Source organism: Pyrodictium brockii (genome assembly GCF_055379715.1).
Genome location: NZ_AP042401.1, coordinates 1,579,717 through 1,604,409 on the forward strand (window position 1 = coordinate 1,579,717; position 24,693 = coordinate 1,604,409).

Annotated in this window: 34 protein-coding genes and 1 tRNA gene; 32 read left to right on the forward strand and 3 right to left on the reverse strand. The window is 63.4% G+C overall.

The genetic code is table 11. The features are described from left to right. Positions 1-43: 43 nt before the first annotated feature. The 3 genes from ACZ42Y_RS08475 to ACZ42Y_RS08485 all read left to right on the forward strand — a co-directional run bounded on the left by ACZ42Y_RS08475 (position 44) and on the right by ACZ42Y_RS08485 (position 3,527). A complete protein-coding gene (locus ACZ42Y_RS08475; RefSeq protein WP_464735471.1) occupies positions 44-2,026 on the forward strand; it encodes an aldehyde ferredoxin oxidoreductase N-terminal domain-containing protein in 1,983 nt (660 codons plus the stop codon). 66 nt (positions 2,027-2,092) lie between these two features. Then, a complete protein-coding gene (locus ACZ42Y_RS08480; RefSeq protein ID WP_464735472.1) occupies positions 2,093-2,872 on the forward strand; it encodes a sulfite exporter TauE/SafE family protein in 780 nt (259 codons plus the stop codon). A gap of 19 nt (positions 2,873-2,891) precedes the next feature. Continuing rightward, positions 2,892-3,527 carry a hypothetical protein gene (locus ACZ42Y_RS08485; protein ID WP_058370419.1) on the forward strand — a complete coding sequence of 212 codons (636 nt, stop codon included), beginning with the start codon at positions 2,892-2,894 and terminating at the stop codon, positions 3,525-3,527. 128 nt (positions 3,528-3,655) lie between these two features. On the opposite strand, the gene ACZ42Y_RS08490 is transcribed toward ACZ42Y_RS08485, so the two are convergent. Then, positions 3,656-3,733 (reverse strand) — tRNA-Asp (locus ACZ42Y_RS08490). A gap of 123 nt (positions 3,734-3,856) precedes the next feature. On the opposite strand from ACZ42Y_RS08490, the gene ACZ42Y_RS08495 reads away from it, so the two are divergent. The 28 genes from ACZ42Y_RS08495 (at position 3,857) to ACZ42Y_RS08630 (ending at position 22,855) form a co-directional block, all read left to right on the forward strand. Beyond that, the gene (locus tag ACZ42Y_RS08495) at positions 3,857-4,264 is read left to right on the forward strand and encodes a translation initiation factor IF-5A (RefSeq protein WP_058370418.1); all 408 of its coding nucleotides are present in this window, start codon (positions 3,857-3,859) and stop codon (positions 4,262-4,264) included. Between the two features lie 86 nt (positions 4,265-4,350). Next, entirely contained in the window at positions 4,351-5,400 is a 1,050-nt protein-coding gene (locus ACZ42Y_RS08500; RefSeq protein WP_464735473.1) for a hypothetical protein, read from the forward strand. A 57-nt stretch (positions 5,401-5,457) separates the two neighbouring features. Next, the gene (locus ACZ42Y_RS08505) at positions 5,458-6,807 is read left to right on the forward strand and encodes a signal recognition particle protein Srp54 (protein ID WP_464735474.1); all 1,350 of its coding nucleotides are present in this window, start codon (positions 5,458-5,460) and stop codon (positions 6,805-6,807) included. Next, complete coding sequence (locus ACZ42Y_RS08510; RefSeq protein ID WP_058370415.1) at positions 6,770-7,282, forward strand: RNA methyltransferase; 513 nt, start codon at positions 6,770-6,772, stop codon at positions 7,280-7,282. Before ACZ42Y_RS08505 ends, ACZ42Y_RS08510 begins: the two co-directional genes overlap by 38 nt. After that, on the forward strand, positions 7,215-8,576 hold the full coding sequence (locus ACZ42Y_RS08515) for a tRNA pseudouridine(54/55) synthase Pus10 (RefSeq protein WP_058370414.1): 1,362 nt from the start codon (positions 7,215-7,217) through the stop codon (positions 8,574-8,576). The genes ACZ42Y_RS08510 and ACZ42Y_RS08515 overlap by 68 nt, the downstream gene beginning before the upstream one ends. A 48-nt stretch (positions 8,577-8,624) precedes the next feature. After that, complete coding sequence (locus ACZ42Y_RS08520; protein ID WP_058370413.1) at positions 8,625-8,957, forward strand: 50S ribosomal protein L21e; 333 nt, start codon at positions 8,625-8,627, stop codon at positions 8,955-8,957. Positions 8,958-9,089: 132 nt separating this feature from the next. Then, complete coding sequence (locus ACZ42Y_RS08525) at positions 9,090-9,437, forward strand: hypothetical protein (RefSeq protein ID WP_058370412.1); 348 nt, start codon at positions 9,090-9,092, stop codon at positions 9,435-9,437. A 191-nt stretch (positions 9,438-9,628) separates the two neighbouring features. Then, positions 9,629-10,342 (forward strand): DUF655 domain-containing protein, encoded by a 714-nt coding sequence (locus tag ACZ42Y_RS08530; RefSeq protein ID WP_058370411.1) that lies wholly within the window; start codon positions 9,629-9,631, stop codon positions 10,340-10,342. Continuing rightward, on the forward strand, positions 10,326-11,084 hold the full coding sequence (gene rsmA / locus ACZ42Y_RS08535; protein WP_058370410.1) for a 16S rRNA (adenine(1518)-N(6)/adenine(1519)-N(6))-dimethyltransferase RsmA: 759 nt from the start codon (positions 10,326-10,328) through the stop codon (positions 11,082-11,084). The genes ACZ42Y_RS08530 and rsmA overlap by 17 nt, the downstream gene beginning before the upstream one ends. A 16-nt stretch (positions 11,085-11,100) precedes the next feature. Further along, positions 11,101-11,742, forward strand: a complete 642-nt coding sequence (locus ACZ42Y_RS08540) for a class I SAM-dependent methyltransferase (protein ID WP_464735475.1) — start codon at positions 11,101-11,103, stop codon at positions 11,740-11,742. Next, positions 11,721-12,512 (forward strand): RNA methyltransferase, encoded by a 792-nt coding sequence (locus tag ACZ42Y_RS08545; protein ID WP_464735476.1) that lies wholly within the window; start codon positions 11,721-11,723, stop codon positions 12,510-12,512. The genes ACZ42Y_RS08540 and ACZ42Y_RS08545 overlap by 22 nt, the downstream gene beginning before the upstream one ends. Beyond that, positions 12,439-13,485: a THUMP domain-containing class I SAM-dependent RNA methyltransferase gene (locus ACZ42Y_RS08550; RefSeq protein WP_058370408.1), complete on the forward strand. Its 1,047-nt coding sequence runs from the start codon at positions 12,439-12,441 to the stop codon at positions 13,483-13,485. The genes ACZ42Y_RS08545 and ACZ42Y_RS08550 overlap by 74 nt, the downstream gene beginning before the upstream one ends. Positions 13,486-13,541: 56 nt before the next feature. Beyond that, positions 13,542-14,084, forward strand: a complete 543-nt coding sequence (locus ACZ42Y_RS08555) for a 50S ribosomal protein L16 (protein WP_058370407.1) — start codon at positions 13,542-13,544, stop codon at positions 14,082-14,084. Between the two features lie 132 nt (positions 14,085-14,216). Next, a complete protein-coding gene (locus ACZ42Y_RS08560) occupies positions 14,217-15,275 on the forward strand; it encodes a 2-(3-amino-3-carboxypropyl)histidine synthase subunit 1/2 (RefSeq protein ID WP_058370406.1) in 1,059 nt (352 codons plus the stop codon). A 10-nt stretch (positions 15,276-15,285) separates the two neighbouring features. Continuing rightward, positions 15,286-15,951, forward strand: a complete 666-nt coding sequence (locus ACZ42Y_RS08565) for an METTL5 family protein (protein ID WP_168371224.1) — start codon at positions 15,286-15,288, stop codon at positions 15,949-15,951. Beyond that, positions 15,914-16,534 (forward strand): exosome complex RNA-binding protein Csl4, encoded by a 621-nt coding sequence (locus tag ACZ42Y_RS08570; RefSeq protein WP_058370404.1) that lies wholly within the window; start codon positions 15,914-15,916, stop codon positions 16,532-16,534. The genes ACZ42Y_RS08565 and ACZ42Y_RS08570 overlap by 38 nt, the downstream gene beginning before the upstream one ends. A 26-nt stretch (positions 16,535-16,560) precedes the next feature. Beyond that, a complete protein-coding gene (locus ACZ42Y_RS08575) occupies positions 16,561-17,187 on the forward strand; it encodes a DUF2067 family protein (RefSeq protein WP_236698192.1) in 627 nt (208 codons plus the stop codon). A gap of 23 nt (positions 17,188-17,210) precedes the next feature. After that, a complete protein-coding gene (locus ACZ42Y_RS08580) occupies positions 17,211-17,516 on the forward strand; it encodes an RpoL/Rpb11 RNA polymerase subunit family protein (protein ID WP_058370402.1) in 306 nt (101 codons plus the stop codon). Further along, positions 17,497-17,850, forward strand: a complete 354-nt coding sequence (locus ACZ42Y_RS08585) for a hypothetical protein (RefSeq protein WP_168371223.1) — start codon at positions 17,497-17,499, stop codon at positions 17,848-17,850. The genes ACZ42Y_RS08580 and ACZ42Y_RS08585 overlap by 20 nt, the downstream gene beginning before the upstream one ends. Positions 17,851-17,963: 113 nt before the next feature. After that, positions 17,964-18,308, forward strand: a complete 345-nt coding sequence (locus tag ACZ42Y_RS08590; protein WP_058370400.1) for a transcription factor S — start codon at positions 17,964-17,966, stop codon at positions 18,306-18,308. Beyond that, the gene (locus tag ACZ42Y_RS08595; protein ID WP_058370399.1) at positions 18,301-18,531 is read left to right on the forward strand and encodes a hypothetical protein; all 231 of its coding nucleotides are present in this window, start codon (positions 18,301-18,303) and stop codon (positions 18,529-18,531) included. Before ACZ42Y_RS08590 ends, ACZ42Y_RS08595 begins: the two co-directional genes overlap by 8 nt. A gap of 104 nt (positions 18,532-18,635) precedes the next feature. Further along, positions 18,636-19,367 (forward strand): proliferating cell nuclear antigen (pcna), encoded by a 732-nt coding sequence (pcn, locus tag ACZ42Y_RS08600; protein ID WP_236698191.1) that lies wholly within the window; start codon positions 18,636-18,638, stop codon positions 19,365-19,367. Between the two features lie 3 nt (positions 19,368-19,370). Further along, positions 19,371-20,525, forward strand: coding sequence for a DNA primase small subunit domain-containing protein (locus ACZ42Y_RS08605; protein ID WP_058370397.1), 1,155 nt, complete (start codon positions 19,371-19,373; stop codon positions 20,523-20,525). Between the two features lie 28 nt (positions 20,526-20,553). Then, the gene (locus ACZ42Y_RS08610) at positions 20,554-21,012 is read left to right on the forward strand and encodes a hypothetical protein (RefSeq protein WP_168371222.1); all 459 of its coding nucleotides are present in this window, start codon (positions 20,554-20,556) and stop codon (positions 21,010-21,012) included. Between the two features lie 102 nt (positions 21,013-21,114). Further along, on the forward strand, positions 21,115-21,399 hold the full coding sequence (locus ACZ42Y_RS08615) for a 50S ribosomal protein L44e (RefSeq protein ID WP_058370395.1): 285 nt from the start codon (positions 21,115-21,117) through the stop codon (positions 21,397-21,399). Positions 21,400-21,402: 3 nt separating this feature from the next. Then, the gene (locus tag ACZ42Y_RS08620; protein ID WP_201783076.1) at positions 21,403-21,603 is read left to right on the forward strand and encodes a 30S ribosomal protein S27e; all 201 of its coding nucleotides are present in this window, start codon (positions 21,403-21,405) and stop codon (positions 21,601-21,603) included. 192 nt (positions 21,604-21,795) lie between these two features. Further along, on the forward strand, positions 21,796-22,599 hold the full coding sequence (locus ACZ42Y_RS08625) for a translation initiation factor IF-2 subunit alpha (protein ID WP_058370394.1): 804 nt from the start codon (positions 21,796-21,798) through the stop codon (positions 22,597-22,599). A gap of 37 nt (positions 22,600-22,636) precedes the next feature. Continuing rightward, complete coding sequence (locus ACZ42Y_RS08630) at positions 22,637-22,855, forward strand: RNA-protein complex protein Nop10 (protein WP_058370393.1); 219 nt, start codon at positions 22,637-22,639, stop codon at positions 22,853-22,855. A 47-nt stretch (positions 22,856-22,902) separates the two neighbouring features. On the opposite strand, the gene ACZ42Y_RS08635 is transcribed toward ACZ42Y_RS08630, so the two are convergent. Beyond that, positions 22,903-23,409, reverse strand: a complete 507-nt coding sequence (locus tag ACZ42Y_RS08635) for a CDP-2,3-bis-(O-geranylgeranyl)-sn-glycerol synthase (RefSeq protein ID WP_070807807.1) — start codon at positions 23,407-23,409, stop codon at positions 22,903-22,905. Further along, entirely contained in the window at positions 23,394-23,984 is a 591-nt protein-coding gene (locus ACZ42Y_RS08640) for an AAA family ATPase (RefSeq protein ID WP_464735477.1), read from the reverse strand. Before ACZ42Y_RS08640 ends, ACZ42Y_RS08635 begins: the two co-directional genes overlap by 16 nt. Before the next feature lie 98 nt (positions 23,985-24,082). Here ACZ42Y_RS08640 and ACZ42Y_RS08645 point away from each other — a divergent pair, with 98 nt between their 5' ends. Next, positions 24,083-24,673: a hypothetical protein gene (locus ACZ42Y_RS08645; protein WP_058370391.1), complete on the forward strand. Its 591-nt coding sequence runs from the start codon at positions 24,083-24,085 to the stop codon at positions 24,671-24,673. The last annotated feature ends 20 nt before the right edge of the window (positions 24,674-24,693 follow it).

Below are 24,693 nucleotides of genomic sequence, written 5' to 3' on the forward strand. Positions count from 1 at the left end.
GCTACCATTTATGTGGTGAGCGTGTTATAGGGTCTCCGGGCGTGTGCCGGCCTTGAAGGGCCTGCGTCTACGCTTCCTCCACGTCGACGCCGGCTCCGGGCGCTACCGGGTTGAGGATGCGGCTGCCCCCGGCGTCCTCGGCCCCGTCGACTACGGTATCGAGGTCCACCTCAGGGCCGGGAGCCAGGAGCACCCGGTGTTCAGCGCCCGTAACCCCGTGGTCGCCGGCTGCGGGCCCTTCGCGGGCAGCAGGGTGTTCGGCTCCCGCCGGATGGTCTTCGTGTTCCGCAGCCCGGTCACCCGCGGGCTGCACGTGAGCGCGCTGGGCGGCGCCTGCTACCGGTTCATCCGCACCGGGGTCCACGGCCTGGTGGTGGAGGGCTGGAGCGAGGAGCCGGTTGCAGTGGTGGTCAGGGGCTCCAGCGGGGGGCTCGAGGGCGTCGAGGTCGTGGAGCTGGGCTGGGAGAGGCTCTGGAGCGTGTGGCGCGAGTACCGGGGGCTCAGGGGCACCTGGGCGCTCGCCGCCTACGCCCTGGACAGGCTCGCCCGGGGGCTCCCGTCCCCCGGCGTCCTCGTCGTGGGCCCGGCGGCCGCCCGCACCATCATGGCCGGGGTGTTCAGCTTCAACGTCGAGGCCGGGTCCCCGGGGAGGGTTGTGGACTCAGCCAGCAGGGGTGGCGGGGGCAGCGTCCTGCTCCAGGGCCACGGGGTCGCGGCGGTGGTCTATGGGGGCTCCTACGACCCCGCCTCCGAGAACCCCCGCCTCCGCGACGTGAGGCTGCTGGACCGGCTGAGCAGGGAGGCCACCGGCAAGAGCTTCATGGAGGCGGTGGAGGCTGCTACTGTGAAGTACCGGTACGACCCGAGGTTCGGGGCCGGCGGCACCTTCGGGGTGAACTACCCCCACTACAGGGAGCTCGTCCCCTTCTTCGGCTACAACAGTGTCTACCTGCCGGCGGGCGAGAGGAGGAGGCTCGCCGAGGAGGTGCTCAGGAGCCTCTGGGAGCCGGTGAAGAGGGAGGTGTTCCCGGAGGGTAAGGGGCCCCGGCCCTGGAGGACCTGCGGCGAGCCCTGCCCCGCGGCGTGTAAGAAGCTCTGGAGGGGCGTGAAGCTGGACTACGAGCCCTCCAACGCCCTCGGCCCCTTCTCCGGCGTGCTCCGCGCCGGGGACATGGCCGGCCTGGTGGAGCTCGCTGACGAGCTGGGGCTGGACGCCATAGAGGCGGGCCATATAGCCGCGTGGTTGATGGACCTCGTCCACCGCGGCATGCTGGATCCGGGGGAGGCGGGGCTCGAGGGGCGCCCGGTCTTCGACCCGGCTGGCTACAGCGTGGAGAGGGACAGCGGGGTCAACGCGGAGGCGGTCCGGAGGATCCTCGAGGGCCTGGTCGAGCACAGCACGCCGCTGCTGAAGGCCGTTGCCGAGAGGGGGCTGCGGGAGGCGGCGGCGTGGCTGGACCTCGTCTACCCCTGGAGGACTAGGATGTACCACGCCAGCCACCGGGACCCCGCGGTCTACTCCGCCTACGGCGAGCGGGGCTACATGACCCCCAACCTCTACTGGAGCCCGGGCGTGGTGGCGCCGGTGCCAGTGCCCGGCCGCTACTGGACAGTCTACAGCCCGAGCTTCGCCGACCCGGAGGAGCTGGCCGAGGCGGTGTACGAGAGGATGAAAGCCGAGTACCTGCTCGACAACGCGGGGCTCTGCAGGTTCCACCGCCGCTGGGCGGAGAGGCTCCTCGAGAGGATGTACAGGGAGCTACTGGGGGTGGACGTGGACCTCTCCAGCCACGCTGCCGAGACGCTGAGGAAGATAGCAGTGTACCAGCTCGAGGCCGGCGCCGAGCCCAGGCCCTGGGAGACCAGGAAGACCGTGGACATGGTGGCGGGTATAGCCTGGGAGGTCGGGAGCCGCGACTGGGCGGAGAGGCTCCTCAAGGACCCCTCAGCCGCCAGGGAGTGGTGGGAGCGGTTCCGCAGGAGGCTCTGGAGCATGATAGGCGTCGAGGAGCCCCGGGCCTCGTAGAAGGGGGCGCCGCCTCCTTTTTAGCAAGCGGCGTGGCCAGCCCGGCCTTCCTCGGGCTGCTGTGGAGTGAACCCAGCCGGGCCGCTGGCGGTTGGCTTCCTCGCCGGCTTCCTGGGGACACTGCTCGGCATAGGCGGCGGTGTGTTCATAGTCCCCCTCCTGGTCCTGGCCGGCGTCGACATCAAGCGCGCTGCGGCCGCGAGCCTCGTGGCGATACTCGGCACCAGCGCCGGGGGGCTCCGCCGCCTCCACCGGGAGGGCCTCGTAGACGTCTGGACTGCTGTCTTCCTCGAGTCGGCATCCACCACCGGGGCCTTCCTAGGCGCGGTGCTCGTCGGGAGGGTGGAGAGCAGGCTCCTGGTGGCGCTCTTCGGCATCCTCCTCATAGCCTCGGCCGCTGGCTTCGTGGTGGAGGAGGGGGTTGGCAGGCGTGGCGGCAGGCGTGGCGGCAGGCGCAGCCTCCGCGAGGTGCCGGGCTCGGGCCGGGCTGTGGGGTGGCTCGCCTCGTTCGCCGCCGGGATGGTCTCCGCCGTCCTGGGCATAGGCGGCGGCGTAATCAAGGTGCCGGTGCTGGTGCTCCTCCTCCGCTTCGACATGAAGGTTGCCGTGGCCACGAGCAAGATGATGGTTGGGCTCACTGCGCTCGCCGGTGTGCTAGGCCACGCCCTCGGGGGGAGGCTCGACGCGGGCCTTGCGCTCCCCCTGTTAGCCGGCACCTATACCGGCGCGACGCTTTCCTCCAGGGTCCTCCTCCGGGTAGGCTCCAGGGCGCTGCGCCGGCTGGCGCTGGCCTACTACCTTGCTATGGGAGCCTATATGCTGGCCCGGGGTCTGGGCCTGGCATAGCCCCGGGAGTGGCCTGGGGTTGGCGAGGCTCCACCCGGTGCTGAGGCTGCAGGACTACGAGAGGCTCCTACGCCGCCGCCGGCTGTGGGTCAGCGGCCCCGTGGTGCTGGAGGAGAAGCTGGACGGAGCCCTGCTGGTGGCCTACGAGGGCCGGATCTACACGGGTGCAGGCCGCCGAGCCCCCGGATGGATGGTGCGCGCGCTGGAGGAGACGGGCGCAGACCCCTGGGGCGCGGTCGGGCTCCTTCTCTACATAGAGCTCTACGGCCGCTGCTTGACCCCCGGGGGCTACCACCGCGGCGACCCGGAGTGCTACCGGGCGGCCCTCGTCGACGCAGCTAGGCCTCCGGCCTCGGCCGGGGTGTTGTGGGAGGCAGTGCTCCAGGCCAGGGTGCTTGAGCCCTGGGAGAGGCTCGCAGCCGCGGAGGAGGCGGGCATGGAGAGCCCGAGGGCGGTAGCCCTCTACGCCGAGAGGCCCCCGGAGCCCGGGGAGATGTTGCGGTGGCTGGACATGTTCCCGGGGAGGGAGGGCTACGTTATGAAGCTCTACGCCGTCCACGGCCACCGGCTGCCGCCGGAGCATGGGGCCAAGCTGCGGGGAGTCCTGGAGGTCAAGGTCAGGCAGGCTAACCGTGGGAGTCGGCTCCAAGCCTAGCGGGCGCCGGTACCCCTGGCTTAATGGCGGGGGGTCTCATTGCGGGCCATGACCGCGGACGGCTGCCTGGGGTTCAAGGGGCCGGGGGCCGTGTCCCTGGGCCGGTACGAGGATTTGGGTGATGGGGGTGGCGCCGCGGCCGGGATTTGAACCCGGGTCACGGGCTTGACAGGCCCGCATACTGGGCCGGGCTATACTACCGCGGCACCATGTAAGGCTGGGGCGACCTCCAGCCCCGTTAAATGTTTTGTCATCCAGTGGCTCCTTCCAGGGGCTAAGCTCTAAAATATGGCAGGTCCTCTTGGCGCTTCCCCCTGGGGTGCTGGACCGTGAGCGTCACCTACGCGACTCTGGGCGAGCTACGTGTCGGCAGCTACATTGTGATCGATGGAGAGCCCTGCAGGATTGTTGAGATGAGCAAGGCTAAGACCGGTAAGCATGGCAGCGCTAAGGCCCACGTGGTTGCTGTGTGCCTCTTCTCGGGGAACAAGAAGACCCTTACAGCCCCGGTCGATGCCAGGGTTGAGGTGCCCATCATCGATAAGAGGATTGGCCAGGTAATAGCCGATATGGGTGACATGGTTCAGATCATGGACATGGAGACCTATGAGACGTTCGAGGTCGAGAAGCCCAAGGACGAGGAGCTGCGGTCCAAGCTGCAGCCGGGCGCTGAGGTGGAGTACTGGGTGGTCATGGGCAGGTACATTATAAACCGGGTTAGGGGCGCCCCCAAGTAGCCCCTGCTCTATACTCGACCCGAGTATTTTCTAACGCAAGGCTTACACCTCCCGGCCGTCCGGCGCCTCAACCCCCCACTGGGTGCATGGAGCTGCGAGGGGCCTGGCGGCGCGCCCGGCTATGGAGCATAAGGCTGGGCGTTGTCATCTCCATGGTATACGCTGTCCTGGGCTTCGTGGCTGCTCCTCTGGGCGACTTCCATGCCCACTTCTCGCTGATGGCTCCCAGCATAGTCGTGTTCACGTCCAGCATGGCCTACGCCTATGCCGTGCCTGCTCTCAGCCGTCTGGGCAGCGCTGCCGAGGCCGCGGGCATCCCTGCTGTGGCCCTGCTAGCCCTCTACCCGGCCGCCCTCTACCTGGGCTACGGGTTCTCCTGGCTCCTCTACTCGGCCGGCGCTCTCCTCCTGGCTACACTGTCCGCGGCCGGCGTGGCGGCTATGCGCAGCAGCCTCCTGAAGGCTAGCTATCTCCACATAGCTCTGAGCTATGCGGTCTCGGCTGTCCTGGTGCCGTTGGCCCTCGGGAGGCTCGGCGCCGGCGCAGCGGGCATGGCCGCTGTCTACGGCTTGCTGCTGCCGATGGTTTATGCCGTATCATACCAGTCGTTCTCAATGACTTGTGGGGTTAAGCCAGTGCTGTGGCTTCTCCCGGTAAGCACGGGCCTCTCCCTGGCCGCCGGTGCCCTGCTGCTCACGGGCCCGGCCGGGCTGTCATCGCTGCTCGCCGCCCTCTCCACGGTACTATACGCCCTGGGTGCCCGCATCTACCGGGCCGGCCGCTGCGCCCGCAGCGGGAGCCTTGCCCACAGCTACTTCGCGGCCGGCTACGTGGGCGTGCTGGCTAGCCTTATCCCTGTCATCTACGCTGCCCTCGCCGGCGGGGACGTGTACACGATGCACATGGTGGCTATAGCCTTTATAGGCATGCATATAGCCGTGCACGCCCCCATGATGGTTCCGGCGGCGGCGGGCATCCCCAACGCCAGGCGTTACAGCATAGCACCCTTCCTGGTAGGCCTCTCGGCCGCCGCTGCCTGGAAGGCGTGCTGCCTCTGCAGCTCAGTATTCCTCATATACTGGCTCGCCCTGGTACTGCTCGTTGCAGCCGCCCTGAGGCGCGCCAGGCAATATTAGACGGCCCGGGGGCTGCTCTCCTCTACCCAGGGGGACCTGCGGCAGGGTGCATAGAGGGTGCCGGGCCTCGAGGACCTCCGGAGGGCAGTGGGGAAGCTGCTGAAGCGTAGTGGGCCCTACGAGGCCCTGGTAAAGGAGTATGTGAGGGACGTGCAGCGCGCCCTCATATCCGCCGATGTCAATGTGCGTCTCGTGTTCGAGCTAACTAGGAGGATACGGGAGCGGGCTCTGCAGGAGAGGCCGCCGCCCGGGGTGAGTAGGAGGGAGTGGCTGGTCAAGATAACCTACGAGGAGCTGGTAAAGCTTTTCGGCGGGGACGGGGAGCCGGAGGTTAAGCCCCGGTACACCCCCTACGTGATAATGATGGTTGGTGTTCAGGGGAGCGGCAAGACGACTACCGTCGGCAAGCTGGCCAAGTTCTACCGGTCAATGGGCTACCGGGTTGGCGTGGTCGCAGCCGACACGTACCGGCCGGGCGCCTACGAGCAGCTCAGGCAGCTCGCCGACCGAGTGGGGGCCATGTTCTACGGTGAGCCGGGCTCCAAGGATGCTGTGGGTATAGCTAGGAGGGGGGTGGAGGAGCTCCGGAAAAGAGGGGCTGAGATAATAATAGTTGATACGGCCGGCCGCCATGGCTATGGGGAGGAGGAGGCCCTGCTAGAGGAGATGAAGAACATAGCCGAGGCTATAAACCCGGACGAGGTAATGCTGGTCATAGATGCGGCTATGGGGCAGAAGAGCTACGACCTGGCTAAGAGGTTCCACGAGGCGACCCCGATAGGCAGCATAATAGTGACGAAGATGGATGGAACCGCTAAGGGCGGCGGTGCGCTGTCCGCGGTGGCTGCTACGGGCGCTAGAATAAAGTTCATCGGCACCGGCGAGGACGTAGACGAGCTTGAGGTGTTCAGGCCGAAGAGGTTCGTTGCAAGAATCCTCGGGATGGGTGACCTGGAGTCTCTGCTGGAGAAGATAGAGAGGCTCCAGAGCGTCGGTGAGTTCGAGAAGACTATGGAGGAGATGATGGCAGGGAAGATAACGTTCCGCACAATCTACAAGCAGTTGCATCAGATGAAAAAGCTTGGGCCTTTCAGGAAGGTGCTCCAGATGCTACCAGGCTTCTCGGCTATGCTCGACTCCTTCGACGAGGCCGCTAGGGTGAGCGAGGAGAAGATGAAGAAGTGGATAAGTATAATGGACTCTATGACCTTCGAGGAGCTTGACAACCCGGAGCTGCTGGAGCAGAGGAGCAGGGTCCGGCGGCTAGCCATAGGGGCAGGCGTCGAGACCAGCGATGTTAGGGAGCTGTACAACTACTACAAGACGGTTAAGAGGATGATGAAGCAGCTGAGGAAGAGGAAGGATATACTTGAGAAGCTCTCCCGGCTCGGGAAGCTGCCGGGTTAGGGTCCTCTACCGCGACGAAGCCTCCCCCGGCAGCCTGCTCCGCGCCGGCATGGTTGCTGCGGCCGCCCTCCTGCTCTCCGGCGGCATCCGTAGATGGGTCTGTGTAGAGGCTGTTGTGTGGCTCGAGGCGGGGGAGTGGAGGCCGGTCACGGTAAGGATAGACGGGTCTAGAGTGCGCTGGCTGAGGGCGGACGAGCCCACACTGCTCGGCGTGCTCAGCTCGGCCCTTGAGCGGGGCTCCTGGCCGGGGATCGAGGCGAATCCCGGCGACGTGCTCGAGGAGGCCGGGGGCTGTGTGGAGGCCTGGGAGGTGCTTGAGGAGGGCCTCTGCAGCAGCTGCATTCTAGCTCGGGGCCGCGCCGGGTTTAAGCCCTGGTGGCTGCTAGCCGCGGCAATGGTAGCGTATGATGAGCGGTGCCTCGGAGGCTGCGGGCGGGGAGAGGAGGGAGCCGGGAGAGGCCTGGGCGCTGGTTGAGAAAGCCTACCGCCTGCTGAGGGAGTACCCTCTCTGCGACCACTGCCTCGGCAGGATGTTCGCCCTCCTGGGGAGGGGGTGGAGCAACGCTGAGCGAGGCCGGGCTCTGAAACGCCTCCTCGTGATGTCGCTCCACATGTCCCTCCGAGAGGGCCGTGAGGAGGCCAGAGAGGAGCTGGAGAGGCTAGCACCCAGTATAGGCGGTATAGCGGAGGGGCTCTACCGCGAGGTATTCGGTAAGCCGCTGGAGGCTAGGCGCTGCTACATCTGCGGCTCCAGGCTCCCAGGCCTATTCGACGAGGCCGCGAGGAGGGCGGTCGAGCAGCTCTCCGGCATGGACGTCTCCAGCTTCCTTGTGGCAGCGCGCCTAGACCCGGGTCTGAGGGAGCGTGAGGACGAGCTGAAGAGGATGTTCGGCCTGGTGTACGCGGAGTCGATAGCATCGGAGGTGAAGAGGGAGGTTAGTAAGAGGATACAGAGGCTCACAAGCCTAGTCCCCGAGTTCGACAACCCTGACGTGGTTGTGGTAGTCGACATCCCCAGCGGGGATGTGGAGATACGAGTTATGCCTCTCCTACTGCGCGGCCGGTACTGGAAGACTGCCCGCCGCGTCTCACAGACAGCCTGGGTGACCAGGAGGGGCAAGCGCCGCTACCCGTTCAGTGTCGAGGACGCGCTGTTCATCTTGTCCGAGGCGGCAGACGTCGACGACGTCATCCTCCACGGCTCGGGCCGGGAGGATGCAGACGCGAGGATGCTCGGCCTAGGCCGCCCCTTCATAGTGGAGCTGAAGGCTGCCCGGCGCCGCAGCTTCTCCGCCGGCTTCCTGGGGGACTTGGTCAACCGCTACGCTGCTGGCCTGGTCGAGGTGAGGCTAGAGTCTAGGGCCCGCCGCAGAGACGTGGCTGAGATCAAGGGGGAGCACTCCAGGAGGGCTAAGATATACAAAGCCCTGGTGGTGGTTGCCAGGGAGGTCCGTGAGGAGGAGCTACGCGGCCTCGAGGAGTACTTCACCGGGGCCACGATAAGGCAGAGGACTCCCCGCCGGGTGAGGCACCGCCGCCCGGACGTGGTGAGGGAGAGGGCCGTCTTTTCCCTCCAGGCCCGGAGGCTGGCCCCGACAGTGTTCGAGGCTGTAATAGTGGCTGAGGGCGGCCTCTACATAAAGGAGCTTGTGAGCGGGGATGGCGGCGACACTACGCCGAGCTTCGCCGAGTACCTCGGCGCCGACGCCTACTGCGCGGAGCTGGACGTGCTGGGAGTGCTGGAGCAGCCTCCGGCCCGGGCACGCTAAGAGGATATAATACTCGCCCCCACAGCCGCGGGACCCGGGGCTGGAGCATTGAAGGCATCCAGGGGCTTCAGGCACCGCACCAGAAAGCTCCTCCGCAAGCACGTACGTGAGCGCGGCGCAGTACCTCCCCTAAGCCTACTGATGCACGAGTACAAACCGGGAGACAAGGTGTACATAATAATAAACCCCTCAGTGATGAAAGGTATGCCCCACCGCCGCTACCATGGTAAGGTCGCGACAGTTGTCGGGAGAAGGGGGAAGGCCTACATACTTCAGCTGAAGGTCGGCAGCAAGGTAAAGACGCTCATAGTGAGGCCCGAGCATATGCGCCCGGTGCCGCCGGAGGCGCTGACGCCTCCGAAGAAGAAGGAGGGGGTCTAGCCCCTCGGCCTGCAGTAGGCGAAGAGGCTCCAGGCTCTCCGCAGCCTCGAGGCCTCTTTCGCGGCCGGGGAGGCGAGACTGGTATCCCTTCGTGCCTCACTCTCAGTCGAGCACGCCCCTAGGGTGTCAGCCGTGGTGGAAATACTTAGTTCCAGGTACACGCCGATACCTGTAGCGAAAAAGATACTCGAATCCCTCGTCCCAGTGATGGGCGACAACCCTATAGTTATGAGGACCTACGAGTATGTGGGTAAGTTCGCGAAGTGCGGGCCAGACGAGGCCGAGGAGGCTATGAAGAAGCTTAGAGAGATAGGGTTTAGTGAGTTTGCTGCCTCGATCCTCGTGAACATCCTGCCGGAGACTGTGGAGGAGGCTAAAGCTATACTGGGCGATATAGACGGCGGCTATGATGCATCAGACGTGGAGAAGGCCCTGGAGATACTATCCGAGGCGTGCCGGCGCGCGGCTCGGCAGGAATAAGCACGTCCGGTGTCCAGGTCCCCTACGACTGTTCCTCCCAGCGGTGCGGAGGCCGCGTGGGCGCAGTACCTCTTTTGTCCTTTGTCTCGCCTTCTTCCCTCTTCTCCCTAGAGGATGGCGGCGATCCGCCCCGTTTAAATCCCTTCGGGACGGCGTAGTGTATGGGGCTATGCGTTTGAGAGGGAGCTGGAATGCAGCAGCGCAGGCCGAGGCAGCGCCGGAGAGGCGGCAGGCCGCATGAAGAGTACGCCTATGTGCTAGACTACATGCCGATGGGCAACCCTACTGATAGGCATCCATGGCATAAGAACAAGCCGGTGGTACAGCTGATCGGCGAGGACTACTTCATACTCATGGAGGCTTCTCCGAGGCATGGAGTCCAGCTCGAGGTTGGCGAGCGTGTCTATGTAGGCCCTGTTGCAGAGGTGCGTGATAAGATATACCGTGTGGAGGCAGACATAGAGTATGAAGACTTGACGGGGTTCGCGAAGGAGATGTTGCCAAGCATTGTTGAGGAGATAGTGAGGAAGAAAGAGCCCGTGTTCGTCGAGTTCTTCAACATAGCGGGGCCTATAACCCTAAGGTTTCACAGTCTTGAGCTACTGCCGGGCGTAGGGAAGAAGACTGTTATGAAGATTATAGAGTCTAGGGAGAAGGAGCGCTTCAAGAGCTATGAGGATATAAGGAGTAGGATCCACATAGACCCGGTTAAGGTTATCGCGGCGCGTATAGTTGAGGAGCTTAAGGGGGGACAGAAGTACTACCTCTTCGTGAGGCCCCCCAGGCGGGAGAGGGAGCAGCCCGTGAAGCCACTTTACCTGAACTACCTGGAAACTATATACGCGAAGCTGAGCCGCGGACCCACTGGCCAGGGGGAATCAGGAAGCAGTGGAGCCCAGCCCTAGGGCCTCCAGGAGGCTTGGCCAGAACTTTCTCAGGGCACGCTGGGTTGCCAGGGAGTTCGCCCGCTGGGCGTGCGGCTTCACCCGCCTCCTAGAGATTGGCGTGGGCCAGGGCTTCCTAACTTCCGAGATCCTCAGGCGCTGCAGGCCCAGCCTCCTGGTGGGTATAGAGCTCGACCGGAGGCTCATGGAGTGGCTGGGGAGCCTATCCTTCTTCCACCCGGTGTTTGCCCCGGTCCAGGCTGATGCCCTAAGCCCCCCGGTCGTGTTGGAGCGGTTTGACGCTGTCTACGGGAGCATACCCTACAGTATAACGGGGCCCCTCCTCTCGCTCCTCTCAGTGGAGGCGCAGAAGCCGGCTATGCTTCTTCTCCAGAGGGAGGTTGTCGACCGGATAGCGGCTAGACCCGCCGCCAGCAGCTACGGGAGGATAACCGTGCTAGTCCAGCTAGTTTACCGCGTCAAGCCGGGCCCCGTGGTGCCTCCCTCAGCGTTCCGGCCAAGGCCCAGGGTGTACTCGAGGATAGTAGTGCTCGAGCCGAGGGAGGACCGGCCGGGGAGGGAGGAGCTGCGCCGCGTGGAGGAGCTTACACGCTGCATGTTCTCTGGGAGGAACAGGAAGGCCGCCAAGCAGGCCTCCAGGTGCCTCGGCCTTAGCCGTGACGAGGCTGAGAAGCTCCTAGGGGGGCGTAGAGTCTACGAGCTATCCCCTAGCGATTTCTACCAGCTGGCAGTGATGGCGTAGAGGGTCCCGGGGCGCCTTGGAGGAGCTGGGCTATAGCTGTGAAGCCGGCTGCCATAAGCGTGTCTACCTTGATGGTGACCGTGGCGTCTGCGTCTGCCCCCGGGTCTACGAGCCTGCGGAGGATACATGGCTCGCGCTTGAGGCCATTCGGGAGATAGAGGCTGGAGGCCCCGCCCCGCTCTGCGTCGATGTGGGCTCGGGCACTGGCGTGCTCGGGCTCGAGTGCGCCAGCCGGGGCAGCTACACCGTCATGATAGACTTGAGCCCCTGCGCGGCCCGCTGCAGCCTCCTCAACGCCCGTGGCTCCGGGCTCGACGCGCTGGTTGACGTAGTCCAGTGCGACAATGCCTCATGCCTCCGCTGCCCCGGCGCCGGCGCTTATATCATGTACAACACGCCCTACCTGCCCGTAGAGGATGAGGGTATAGAGGCTCTGGCCTGGAGCGGGGGTATAGGCGAGGCTGAGAGGCTCGCGGCTCTAGTGGCCGGCTGCCCAGGCTACCGGTGCGTGGTGCTCGTTTACTCCTCTCTCAGTGGAAGCAATGAGAGGCTGCTAGACGTGCTCAGCAAGGCAGGTGTAGCGTTGAAGAAGGGGAGCCTCCACCTCTTCTTCGAGGACATAGTGGTGGTGTATGGTTGCCGGGAGCCGCGAAGGTGAGGCTCGTACTCGTCGGCACCGAGGGGGAGGTGAACCTGGGGTTCATAGCCAGGCTAGCCGCCAACTTCGGGGTGGACGAGTTCTACCTGGTCTCGCCGAGAGTCAGCCCGGGCAGCGAGGAGGCGAGGCGCTTCGCAGCCCACGGCGCCTATATGCTCGATCGCGCCAGAGTGCTAGATAGCCTGGACGAAGCGCTGAAGGGTGTCGATGTAGCCGCATGCACCAGTGCGAAGACGGGGCAGCGCAGCGACGTGCTCCGCCACGCCGTCGCTGCCAGGGAGTTCGCCGAGAGGCTGGCGCCGCGCTACAGGAGCCTGGCCGTGGTGTTCGGCAGGGAGAGCGTCGGGCTCACCAGGGAGGAGCTGTCGAAGTGCCATGTCCTGGTCCATGTGCCGGCTAACCCGGAGTACCCGGTGCTCAACCTCAGCCATGCAGTGGCGATAGTGCTCTACGAGCTGTGGATCTCCCTCAGCGGCCGCCGCGAGCTGCATGAGAGGGCTGATGCGGCGAGCCTGGAGAGGGTCTACAAGCTGCTCCGCAGCGTGGCGGAGGCCCTTGTTGACAGGGAGAGGCTTGGGGCGGTGGAGGCGGCTCTCCGCCACGTGCTGTGGCGCTCGGGGCTCACGGGTGGCGAGGCGTCAGCATTATACCTGCTAGCTAAGAGGCTCCGCCGCCTAGTGGAGGAGTGCAGAGGCGGTGGCGCCCAGGACGCTGATACTTACGACAAACCCGGGGATAGAGGACATAGTGGCGGAGGAGGCGACGGCTAGGCTCGGGGCCAGGATCCTCGAGACCAGGACGGGTCACGGCCGTGTAATAGTATCCCTGGATGAGGACCAGCTATACCTAGTCAGCTACATGAAGTCGATACACCGGGCTAGGCTCCTTCTCTCCCGCAGCAGTATCTGCGGCGGCCACAGCTGCCTAGAGAAGGTCCGCGAGGCGGTTCTCGAGAGTGGAGTGGAGAAGTACATAACGCCCTACACGAGCTTCGCTGTGAGGGCTGAGCGCGTCGGGAAGCATAGCTTCTCCTCGCTAGACGTGGCCCGCGTGGCCGGGGACGCTGTTATAGAGGCTGTGAGCAGAGCCCATGGAGCCAGGCCCCCTGTGGATCTCGACTACCCTGCTGTAGTAGTAGCGGTGGATGTCATCCACGATGAGCTCTTCGTCTCTATAGAGCTTGGCGGCGAGCTGTCCTGGCACCGGAGGGGCTACAGGATATACGACCACCCGGCGGCGCTCAAGCCAACCCTCGCCTACGCTATGATAATTCTCTCGGGCATACGTGACGGAGAAACATTGATGGATCCCATGTGCGGCGGGGGCACGGTGGCGGTGGAGGCGGCAACCCTGCTGGAGAGCTCCAGGATAATCTGCATGGATAGGAGCCGCAGACACATAGGAGGTGCTAGGCTCAACGCCAGGGCCGCCATGGTGGAGAACCGTATACGCTTCATAGTGGGCGACGCCGCAAGGCTCTCAAGCTACGTGGACAGTGTCGATGTTATAGTGTCTAACCCTCCCTACGGGATACGCATGGGGAGCCCTAGGGAGGTGCGGCGTGTCTACCACAGCTTTCTCCGAGAGGCGGTTAAAGTGGTGCAGAAGAGTATAGTATTGATAACTACAGAGCATAAGACGGTGAGGCAGGTGTTGGAGAGGGAGGGCTGGTCCATAGCCCACGAGCGCCGCGTGGCCCACGGGAACCTCTATCCCTACATAATTGTCGCTAGGCCGGGGTAGCGGCGGAGAAGGCTTCATAAACAGCCACCTCCGGGTCTCTCCCTCGGGGCCCAGTCATGCCGCAGAAGCCCGCGCGCTGCTACACGAAGCGCAGGTCCAAGGCGTTCTCCGGGCCGGCGTATACGAGGAAGGAGTATATCCACGGTGTGCCGCCGCCGAAGATACAGAAGTTCACCATGGGTAACCCGCACGGCGACTATGACTACATAGTTGAGGTATACGTGGAGGAGCGCGGCCAGATACGCCACAATGCCCTCGAGGCAGCCCGTGTAATGGTTCACAAGTACCTGTCCACCACCATAGGTGACCAGAACTACCTCTTCCGCGTAAGGGTGTACCCCCACCACGTGCTCCGCGAGAACAAGATGATGGCCTTTGCGGGCGCGGACCGTCTGCAGGAGGGCATGAGGCAGGCCTTCGGCAAGCCCGTCGGCACCGCTGCAAGGGTATACCCCGGCCAGGCGGTGCTAGAGGTGCGGGTGAGCAAGAAGCATCTCGACCACGCTAAGGAGGCGCTGCGCCGTGGCGCCTCTAAGCTGCCACTGCCAACCCGTATACGCATAATACCCCTGAAGGAGGAGGTGGCCCCTGCGAGCTAGCGTCTTCCTCCCCACACCTCCTCTCTCCAGCTAGCCGGCCCCTTCACCCCCCGGGCCACATTCGGGGCCCTCAGGCGCGGGCAGTGCTATCGGGGTGCTCCCGGGTCCGGGCCACTGGGTGCATGGGCTGTCTTGGCCTGGGAGTGTAGGGGCTGCTGCACGGTCATAGACGGCTACATGTTCGACTTCAACCATGTCGCGGAGGCCGTCAATACCAGGCGGTCCGAGCTGCTCATCCTCGAGGCTCCACAGGGCATGGTTAGGCTTCTCGAGAGGCTAGCCGGCTTCCTGGAAGCCTGTCTCGGCGTGCGTGTCGCTGTAAGGCTGGAGCCCTCGTTCGGCGCTTGCAGTGCCTCCCTGGACGCACTAGACATGTTCGGAGGCCGGGCTATACTGGTGCATATAGGGCATGGCGAGTACGTCTACCCCCTCTGCTGGCGGGGGAGCTGCTCCCAGGGGCTCCCCGGCGGCGTGTATCTCGTCGAGGCAGAGTACCTCGGCGGCGACCCCGAGGCCTTATCCTCCAAGCTCCTAGAGGCCCTGGAGAGGCACGGCTGGTCTAGGGTGGCTGTCGGCTATTCGGTCCAACACCGTAGGCTTGCAGCTATGATTGCTGGGAAGCTCTCCAGCTCCGGCGTAGTGGTTAGGGCTGCCAGCAGCGTGCTCGGCTGCTATTACTACAACCTGACCAAGCTACGGGGAGCCGTGGATGCCTACCTGGTAGTTGCTGGAGGATACTTCCATGCCCTCGGCCTCGGCCTGGCGCTCGGCGGCTCCAAGCCCGTGCTCCGCGTCGACCCCTACACATCCAGTGTCGATGACATAGGCGGCCTTGTCTCAAAGACCCTGGCCAGGCGGTACTGGTTAATGCAGCAGGCCTCTAGGGCCTCAAGCCTGGGCATTATAGTGGGGCTTCTGCCGGGCCAGTACCGGCCCTGGATAGCTGACTACCTCTCCCGGCTAGCGGAGAAGAGGGGTATAAGGCACCGCGTGATACTCGCCAGGTACCTCTCGAGAGAGTATCTCGACAACCTCTCCCCGGGCGACTACGACGCCTTCGTGGTCACCTCTTGCCCGAGACTGGCCATAGAGGATCTGGGAGACTACTACAAGCCAGTGCTCACGCCGGCCGAGGCCAGGATAGTGCTTTCGGGCGGAATCACGTCGCAGGACTACACATTTCCCTGGTGACATGGCCGCCTTGAAGCCCCTAAAGGTTTCGAGGCTTGCCGTCCTCCTGGAGAAGCTTGTTCCCAGGCTCCCCAGGCCTAAGCGCATCTATGAGCAGTACCGTACACCGCCGGAGATAGCGCTAGATATGGCCCTATGCATTGCCCTCGAGGACTGCGGCTTGGCGGTTGACCTGGGCTCGGGAACCGGTATGCTCAGCTATGCAGTATCGCTGGTTACAGCGGCCTACGTTGTAGGCATCGACATAGACTCGGAGGTCCTCGAGGCTGCAAGGGGATCGGCGCTCTACCGTATGAGTCTAGTAGACTTTGTAGCAGCCGATGTTGCCAGCCTGCCTCTACGAAGGCTCGAGGACGCCTGTATTGTCGAGAATCCCCCCTTCGGCGTCTCAAGAAGGAGGGTTGATCGGCTATTTATGGAGGCGGGTATTGACCTGGGAGCGCGCCTGGTCTGCAGCCTCCACTACGCGGGGGAGGGTGTGAAACGCTACCTTTCCCGCCTCTTCTCCTCCGCGGGCTACACGGCGGAGTTCCTTAGGGTTTACCGCTTCCCCATACCCGCTATGTATGATGGCCACGTCAAAAGGATACATTACATACCGGTGCTGCTGCTGAAGGCCCGGAAGGGGACGCAGAGCCATGGCGCTGAGGAGCATCGAGGAGCTGGCGGGGCGTAGAGTGTTCCCCGGAGAGCCCCTCTGCACGGTGGAGGAGTTCATACCAGGCGACGGCGTCTATGTGGACGACGGCTTGATACGGGCGGCGCGCTTCGGGAGAGTAGAGGTAGACATGGCTTCTAGGAGGATAAGCGTGAAGCCTTTCTCAGCAAAGCCCAGGCTACCTAGGCGTGGCAGCGCAGTCTACGGCATCGTGTACGCGGTCCCGCGGGAGGAGCTAGCCCTTGTCAGGATATTCGCGGATGAGCGCATGGTGCCCTATAACGGGTTCTTCAGTGGCGCACTACACATAGTCCAGGTAGCCGACTCCCCCGGCGAGAGGAGCATATACGACTACGTGAAGCCCGGCGACTACATACGCGCAACGGTCATGTCCTCCACCCCGCCCTTCATGCTGTCCATGAAGAAGTCGCAGGACGGCGTAGTGCTGGCCTACTGCTCTGTCTGTGGAGCCCCTCTTTACCGCGTCCCAGGTAGCCCCAGGCTCGTCTGCCTGCACTGCGGCAATGAGGAAGATAGGAGGGTATCCCCACTCTACATACTCACCGCCCGGCGCAAGAGGAGGCACAATGCTGGAGCGTAGCGGCCCTGAGGGTGACGGGCTTGAGGGTGGTAAAGAGGAAGCTCTACGTGGTAAACGCTCCACCTGGTGTGCCTATCGAAAAGCTGTATGAGAAGATAGGCAGTGCCCTCAGAAGCAACTATGCCGAGGTAAGCATTAGGGATGGAAAAGTGTATGTAGAACTCGTAGGCACCGACTATGAGATCAAGGACACCTGGTACCGTGTGAGGCAGGCCTTAGCCGAGCTATGGGAGATCTACAAGCTGGAGACGAGGCGGGAAGCCTCCATAGAGGCCATAGTGAAGGAGGCCGGCAGGACCTTCCCGCCGGAAGCCCTCGTCCATGCCCTCCTGCTCCGCGGTTACGATGCCCGGCTGAGCGAGGACAAATCCATACTCTACACCGACGCTCCGCCGGAGGAGGTGATAGAGCTTGCTAGGAGAATAGCCGAGGTTATAGAGGGCCTCAGGTTCCGGGTAAAAGGGGCGGCGGCCAAGCGGATGATAGCTGCTCTCGCGGCTGGACTGGGGGAGGACCCCGAGAGGGTGATAGAATACGGGCTCCGCTCCAGGGTTCTTGAAGAGACCGAGGAGGGGCTCGTTCTCCGGGAGGAATGGCGCCGCGGCTTGAGGAAGATAGCGGTACTGCTTAAGGGGGCTCAGCTCCCCGGCTAAGGCGGCGGGGGCTGTGGGAGGCCATGGCCGAGAAGGTGAAGCTGCTGAAACGCGAGGGTAATAGCGTGGAGCTGGAGCTTGTGGGCGAGGACCATACCATGGCAAACCTGATCGCCAAGTACGCCATAAGGAAGCCGGGCGTGGTGTACTCGTCCTACATGATACCCCACCCGCTGATAGGCAATCCGGTCATAGTCCTCTCTACTGACGGCAGCAGGGATCCCCTGGACGTGGTAGAGGAGGTTTTGAGCGACATAATCAGAGATGCTAGAGAGTTCCGCCGGGCCTTTGAGGAGGCGCTAAAGTCTAATGCGAAGTGTGAAGCGTGAAGCCCGCCTCCTATACATCCAACAGTGTGGAGACGCGGCGGCAGCGGCGGTTCTGCGGGGGCAGGGTAGGGTCGAGGCCCTCTTCATAGGCGGCTCCCTCGAGGAACTGGTCGAGACAGTTAGATCCAGCAGCTTCTTCGAAGAGCTTAGGGCTGCATGGCCTCCGGGGGCCGCTGCGCGGCTGGGCCTAGAGCCTCTGAGCCTAGAGTCCTACACGCCAAGCTGCCATGCCTGCATCAAGGCGCTCTTAAGGGGTCTCTGCGCTGAAGACCCCCTGCGTCGATGGCTCCAGGGTCGTGGAGAGGACGCGGGCGGCTGGCAGCGCCGCGCGTAGGTGGAAAAGTGTAAGAGAGGCCAGGTGGCTGGCTCTGTGGGCTGGCTCCCGAAGCGTATCAATAGGGCGGAAGGGCGGCGCGGCGCAGTGGATCATAGGGGGTGCCTGGTGCCATGAAGTTCTGTCCTCGCTGTGGTAGCCTAATGGTCCTACGTACCGTTGATGGCAAGCGTGTCTGGGTGTGCCCCAGCTGTGGCTACCAGGAGGAGGTCGATGGTAACAATAGCCCGGCCCTCTCGGTACTCCGGCAGCAGATAAGACACAGTGAGAAGGAGAGGATAGTTGTTGTCAGCAGCCAGCAGAACCTAGAGTCGCTGCCTAAGACGAGGGTTACATGTCCACGCTGCGGCTACCATGAGGCCTACTACTGGGTTGTGCAGACCCGCCGCGCCGACGAGCCCCCGACAAGGTTCTTCAAGTGTGTGAGCTGCGGGTATGTGTGGAGAGAGTATGACTAGCGGCTCGTGCGTGATCGACTATAGCTACTTGGAGTATTTTGCCAGGCTGTTCGGGAAGCTCTACGAGGATGTTTTTGAGGCATACAGCAGGACTCCTCAGCACATATCGTCGAGGCCCCATATGGAGAGAGCCCTTCACCTAGTGCAATCGGGGCTGAGTGCAGCCCAGCAGCTGCTGGCTATGTGCCGTGAAGCCCAGGGCCGGGAAAAGGCCCCATCCTAATTTTACCCCGGTCAAGCCCCCAGCGTACGCTACATCCTGGGATAGGAACTGCTGGAACCCCCCGGGTCCAGGGCAGCGACGAGGTGACACCGGTCTTGAAAATTGTGTTCTTCGATGCCCGTGTCTGGCGTTACCTCGTATCGGCGATATCGAAGGTTATAGAGGAGGGCGTGTTCGTCGCAGACCCGGAGGAGGGGCTCCTCTTCAGGGCAATGGATCCCTCGCACGTAATTATGCTAGACATGCGGTTTCCCAGGGACTCTTTTGAGGAGTTTGATCTAGAGGAGCGTAGGGAACTCGGCCTCAACCTCGACGATGTCGCTAAAGTCTTACGCCGAGCGGGGAAGGAGGACCGGCTAGAGATAAATGCTGACGAGAACTCGGTGAGCTTCAGCTTCATAGGAAAGGGTGTGCGCACATTTACCCTCCCCCTGCTCGACATAACTGCCGAGCAGCTTCCCGAGCCCCAGCTAGAGTTCAAGGCCCACGTCAAGGTTATGAGCGACGTGTACCGTGATACTATAAAGGACGTGGAGCTCATAGGTGACGTGATAAGATTCGTAGCGGAGGGCGACGAGTTCAAGGTATCGTCCTCAAGCGAGCTCGGCGAAGCCGAGATAATATACACGCGTGAGAGCGGAAGCCTTGTAGACCTCGAGGTGGACGGCTCCCAGCAGGCAAGCTACACGCTCGAGTACTTCAGCGACCTATCAAGCGCCTCCAGAGTGGCCGACATGGTTACAATCCACTTCAGCACCGACATGCCGGCTCTGGTGGAGCACGAGCTCCCCCAGGGCGCTAAGTTCAGCTTCCTAATAGCCCCGAGGGTAGAATAACCGATGCCGGAGGAGGGCCTGCGGGCCAAGGCCGCTAGGACTAGGAGGCTGTTAGAGAGGCTCACCCGCGAGTACTATGAGAAGCGGGATCCTAGCCTTCCCAGCGACTTTGCTCTCAGAGAGTTTGCCGCACAGACCTGGACCGGCAAGAGCTATATACGCCACCTCTCCTTTACAAGCGCCTCGCAAGTCAAGCAGTTCCTAGTCGAGAGAGCGCCCCGCCACTTCTACTACTCCTCCGCCCGCTACGACCAGCCGGGGCTGGACGATATGGATGCTAAAGGATGGCGCTCCGCCGACCTTGTATTCGATATAGATGCCGACCACCTGCCCGAGTGCAGCGGTATGACTGTGGAGGTCGAGACCCCCCTGGGGGAGAAGACCTCCTTCATAGACGAGAAGTGCATCAAGCCCGCCGCGCTGAGGAGTGTGCTCCTCTACGACATACTGGTCGATGAGCTGGGCGTTGAGGAGAAGCAGGTGGCGCTAGAGTTCTCGGGGCACCGTGGCTTCCACCTGACGGTCTACCTCCGGGACTCTGACGAGCTGGCCCGGGCCGGGCAGGATATACGCCGCGAGCTGGTCAACTACGTCAAGGCAGTGGGGCTTCGCGAGGAAGTGCTCGAGCCCTGGCGCAGCCTCAGCCTACGCAGAGGGAGACCCTCCCCCATACCCCCGAGCATAGACCTCGCCGGGGCAAGGGGCAGGCTAGCTAGGGTGATGTACAGGCTAGCCGAGGCCGCCGGCCGCCGGGATCTGGCGCGCCGCCTTACGGGCCGTGTCCAGATGAGCTACGAGGAGTACCAGAAGCTCTTCGGCGAGCTTGAAGCCCGGGCCCGTGAGCTGCTGGGCGTGGAGGTAGACGAGCAGGTGACTGTGGATACGCGTAGGCTAATCCGTGCCCCCTGGAGCATCAATGGGAAGACCGGGCTCCCAGTGGTGCCTCTGAGCCTGGACGCCCTCTACGGCTTCACGCTGTCGGAGAGCCTGTCGCCCTTCACAAGCTATGATACGCTGAGGATCGAGATAGTGGCGGATATACCTGCCACTGTGACGGTGCTGGGTAACCGGCTGCGGCTGCGGAGGGGAGATAAGCCTAGGCTGCCGGCTCCCGTGGCTGTCTACCTGCTGGCTAAGGGGGTAGCTGTAGTGGCCTAAGCCCCCGGCAGCCCAGAGGTGGGTAGTATTGTCTGTTGAGGGGGAGTATGGTCTCTCCCTGTTACTGGATGCTTTGAGGAGGGTTCTCGACTCTGGCAAGCTTGGGGAGCTATTAGAGGCCGGCCTCCGGTTCCATGGCATGCTTGCCCGTAGCCTCCTGGATCGGCATGCGCTTGAGCATAAGCGTGTACTTGTCCGCTACTTCGACATGGTAGGGGAGGTAAAGGAGCTTGCTAGAGAGGTGCTGGTGGAGGCTGCAGGAGCGGGCGTCGATGAGGCGGAGACATATGCGAGGCTTCTTGCCGGCGAGCTGGTTTACGGCAGGCAGTGTATGCCGGTGGTGCTCCGCCAGCCCCTGGGCGTTAAGGGCGGTCTTGGTAAGCCTGGCGCCTACACGTGCATGGAGCCCTCTAGGGCGGTTAAGCTGATAGCAGCGGGGCTCGCCGAGCCCGTGGAGACCGGCCTGGCCTTCAGCCAGGCGCGGTGAGGGCGGCAGCCCTAAGGGGCCCATCTATAGAGTATTTAATTTAAGTCTGGGAACCCCCTGGGGCCCGGTATACGGGGTTCGGTAGGGTAGCGGTGCAGCGCCATGAAGGTGCCCAAGGTTATAGTCACCTACTGCCCGCGCTGTAAGACGCATACACCCCACTCGGTGACGATATACAAGCATGGTAAGAGGCGTAGCCTAGCTGAGGGTGAGCGAAGGTATCGTAGGAAGCAGGAGGGCTATGGTAGCAAGAGGAAGCCGGAGCAGAAGCGCTTCGCCAAGGTAACCAAGAAGGTTGTACTCAAGCTCAAGTGCCAGAAGTGTGGCTATATACTGCACCGTAGGGGGATCCGGCTGAAGAAGGTCGAGCTCGTGGAGGTGAGGTAGCCTATGGTGAGCCGGCTGAAGGTACTGGTCCCCCAGCCGAGGAGCAAGTTCCTACTCGTCCGCTGCCCCGTCTGCGGCAACGAGCAAGTGGTGTTCAGCCACGCCACCTTTCCTGTCCGCTGCCTGGTCTGTGGAGCCCAGCTAGTGGAGCCCACCGGCGGCAAGGCCAAGATACTCGGCCAGGTGGTCCGCGTCCTGGGCTAGCCCAGCTTTTTCACCCGTGCTCTCGGCCCCCCTTTGCCCTCCCGGCTGCAGCATAGTGTTCCCGGTCTCCTTCTCGCTGCTGATCCGCGCCTCTGCACAAGATGGGTGGCTCTAGAGCTGCTACGTTATATTAGTAGGCCACGCATCCCTCGGGTTCCCGGGGCAGGTGTAGCCCTAGAGGGGTGTAGGGCAGTGCCTATGAGGAAGAAGGAGTTGCCCGACGTGGGAGAGCTAGTGGTGGCGACGGTGCGCGAGGTGTACGATTACGGCGCCTACCTCAACCTGGACGAGTATGGCGGCCTGGAGGCGTACCTACCCTGGAGTGAGGTCGCCTCCCGCTGGGTGCGCAGCATACACGACGTGGTGAAGCCTGGCCAGAAGATAGTAGTCAAGGTTATCAGGGTCAATAGGCGGAACCGCCAGGTGGACGTGTCGCTCAAGCGTGTCAACGATAATGAGCGCCGCCGCAAGATGATGGAGTGGAAGAGGGCCCAGAAGGCGGAGAAGATACTGGAGATAGTGGCGCAGAAGCTGGGGAAGAGCCTGGACCAGGCTTATGAGGAGGTAGGGTGGCGCCTCGAGGAGGCCTATGGGGAGCTGATGGCAGCCTTCGAGGAGGCAGCTATACGCGGCGAGGAGGCTCTCCGCAAGGCCGGCGTCCCGGAGGAGTGGATACAGCCGCTGCTCGAGGAGATAAGGCGCCATGTAGAGGTGAAGAGGGTAAGGATAGGCGGGGTCATAACGGCTAGGAGCCTAGCGGGCGACGGTGTGGAGCGCATAAAGAAGGTGCTACTCGCGGTGAAGAACGCTATAATGAAGTCCTCTGGTGATATAAGCGTCAGGCTCTACACTATAGGCACGCCCCGCTACAGGCTTGAGCTAGAAGCCTACGACTACAAGACCCTCGAGAAGGCTCTAGAGAAGGGCCTAGAGACCGGCAGGGCCGAGGCCGAGAAGTTGGGCGTGAGCTTCGACTTCACTAGGGAGAGGCGGTAGCGCTGAAGCCCCGGGAGGCCCGAGGAGGGTGGCGACAATGAGGTGGCTCATGAGAAGGTGCATGGTCTGCGGCAGGTACACGCTTCGGCGCGACCGGTGCCCCCTCTGCGGTGGCCCTCTAGCGGTTCCCCATCCGCCCCGCTTCTCGCCGGAGGATAGGTACGTTGCCTACAGGTACCGCATGAAGCTGATGGCCGGGCTGATAAAACCTGGGGGCTCCGGCAGCGGGGAGGCGGGGGAGGAGCGTAGCAGGTGAAATGGGGGACCCACGTGGCGGGCCCCTCTGCGGCGGCCTTGGGGCTTCTACCAGGGTACCTGCTTCAGCCTCAGCTTATTGGCCGCAATGTTGGTGGCGCGGTGCAGCATGAACACCGCCGGCGCCAGGAGCACCGCGGTTAGAGGATCCACCACGAGGCCGAGAGTATAGAGGAGCAGCAGGGCCCCGGAGTAGAAGTCCAGCTGGTCCAGCACCGGGGCGGGCGCTCCACGCTCAAGGCCGAGCCTCCTCTTTATGAACGCGGCGAGCATGTCCCCGATCAAGGCTCCCAGAGAGGCGGCGATGCCGCCCCAGAGTATGAGGGGGCGGCAGGTGAGCGAGGCTAGGAGGAGCGCCACTATCGAGCCATACAGGGTGCCTAGCGCCAGCCCCTCCCAGGTCTTCCCGGGGCCCAGCAACGGCCTTCCGTCGATGAACCTCCTGCCCCCGTCGATCGGGGTGCCCCTGTGGCCTAGGAGGACGGGGGAGCCGTTGGCCGCGAGAGCTGGCAGGAGGACGAGCACGGTCTCAGTGGGGGTCAGCAGTCTAGCCACTCCACTCCTCCCTCTACTATGCGGAACTCCGCCTCCAGGCCGCCGGGCCTCTCCAGGTGGAGCCTCCTACGCCCGGGCGAAGCGTATTCAAGCCTTACCATGTTATGCGCCCACATCTCCAGCCCCTTCGCCGCCACAGGCTCGTAGGAGTTGCCCGCGCTGTGTACCTGGGCGGTCTCCACCACGGGTACCCTATAGTCTTCGCTTAGTTTGAAGAGCGCGGCGGCCAGGAGCAGTGTGGTCTCATAGGCCTTCTCCACCCCGCTCCGGGCGAAGAAGTTCACGCTATCCACCACAACTATGTCGTTTAGCGGGAGGCTCTGCTGGGCCAGCAGCTCTAGGAAGTCTGTATGCTGTAGCGCCTCGTACACCGTGACCCGGCTCATATCCACGCCCATCCGCTCGGCGCGCTTCACGAAGTCCAGGCCCTCGGTGGTCAGGTATAGGCATCGCGAGCTGCAGTAGTCCTTTAGGAACTCTAGTGCGAGCGTTGTCTTACCTACACCCGCCGCGCCGTACACCAGCACCACGCCGGGCCAGGTAAGGGCTTCCAGGAGCTTCCTACAGACAGGCAAATATTCTCCCCGTAAGCCGGGTCACTGACTCCGGGTTGGCCAGGTCCCCACCGGCCACGCCTGGGAGGCGCACGGTTATTATATGGAGTAGCGAGCCAGTGCTCGCTAAGAGGCTGGTGGAGCTAGCCAGGCTTCTCGGTGTAGGCTACCGGGTCCCCCGGGGCCCGGCCCCCTGCAGCGACGGCGAGATAGTGGTTGCAGACCACCGCTCCCTGGAGAGCCTTGGGGAAGGCTGCGGGAGAGTGGTGATCCTAGACGAGGGGGAGGGGCCGATAGCCGGGCTTCTGGACTTCGTAAAAGCGGTCCAAGGCCGCCTCTACGAGGCTATACTGGGCGTCGACGTGGGCTCCTCGAAACTCGCCTACGTGCTTCTCTCGGCGGGCGCGGTTCTCTATAGCGGCTTCGAGCCGCCGGGCTCCAGGCGGCTGCTTGGCTGGATATGCAGCGCCTCTAGGAGGCATCCGGAGCTCGTGGTAGCTGTGGGCTCCTCTCCCTCGATGGCTGGCCGCGCCCTGGGCCTAGTGGAGGAGCTTAGAGCCTGCGGCGCCCGGGTGTACCTGGTAGACGAGCACAGCTCAAACCGGGCGCCCCTGCTGGGGGTGCGGGGCGCCGAGAAGCTGGCTGCCGACGACCTCCGTGCAGCTGCCGCTATAGCGCTCCGCGCGTTCATCGAGGGATATCGGCTCTAGAGGGGACTTGGCGGGGGCTC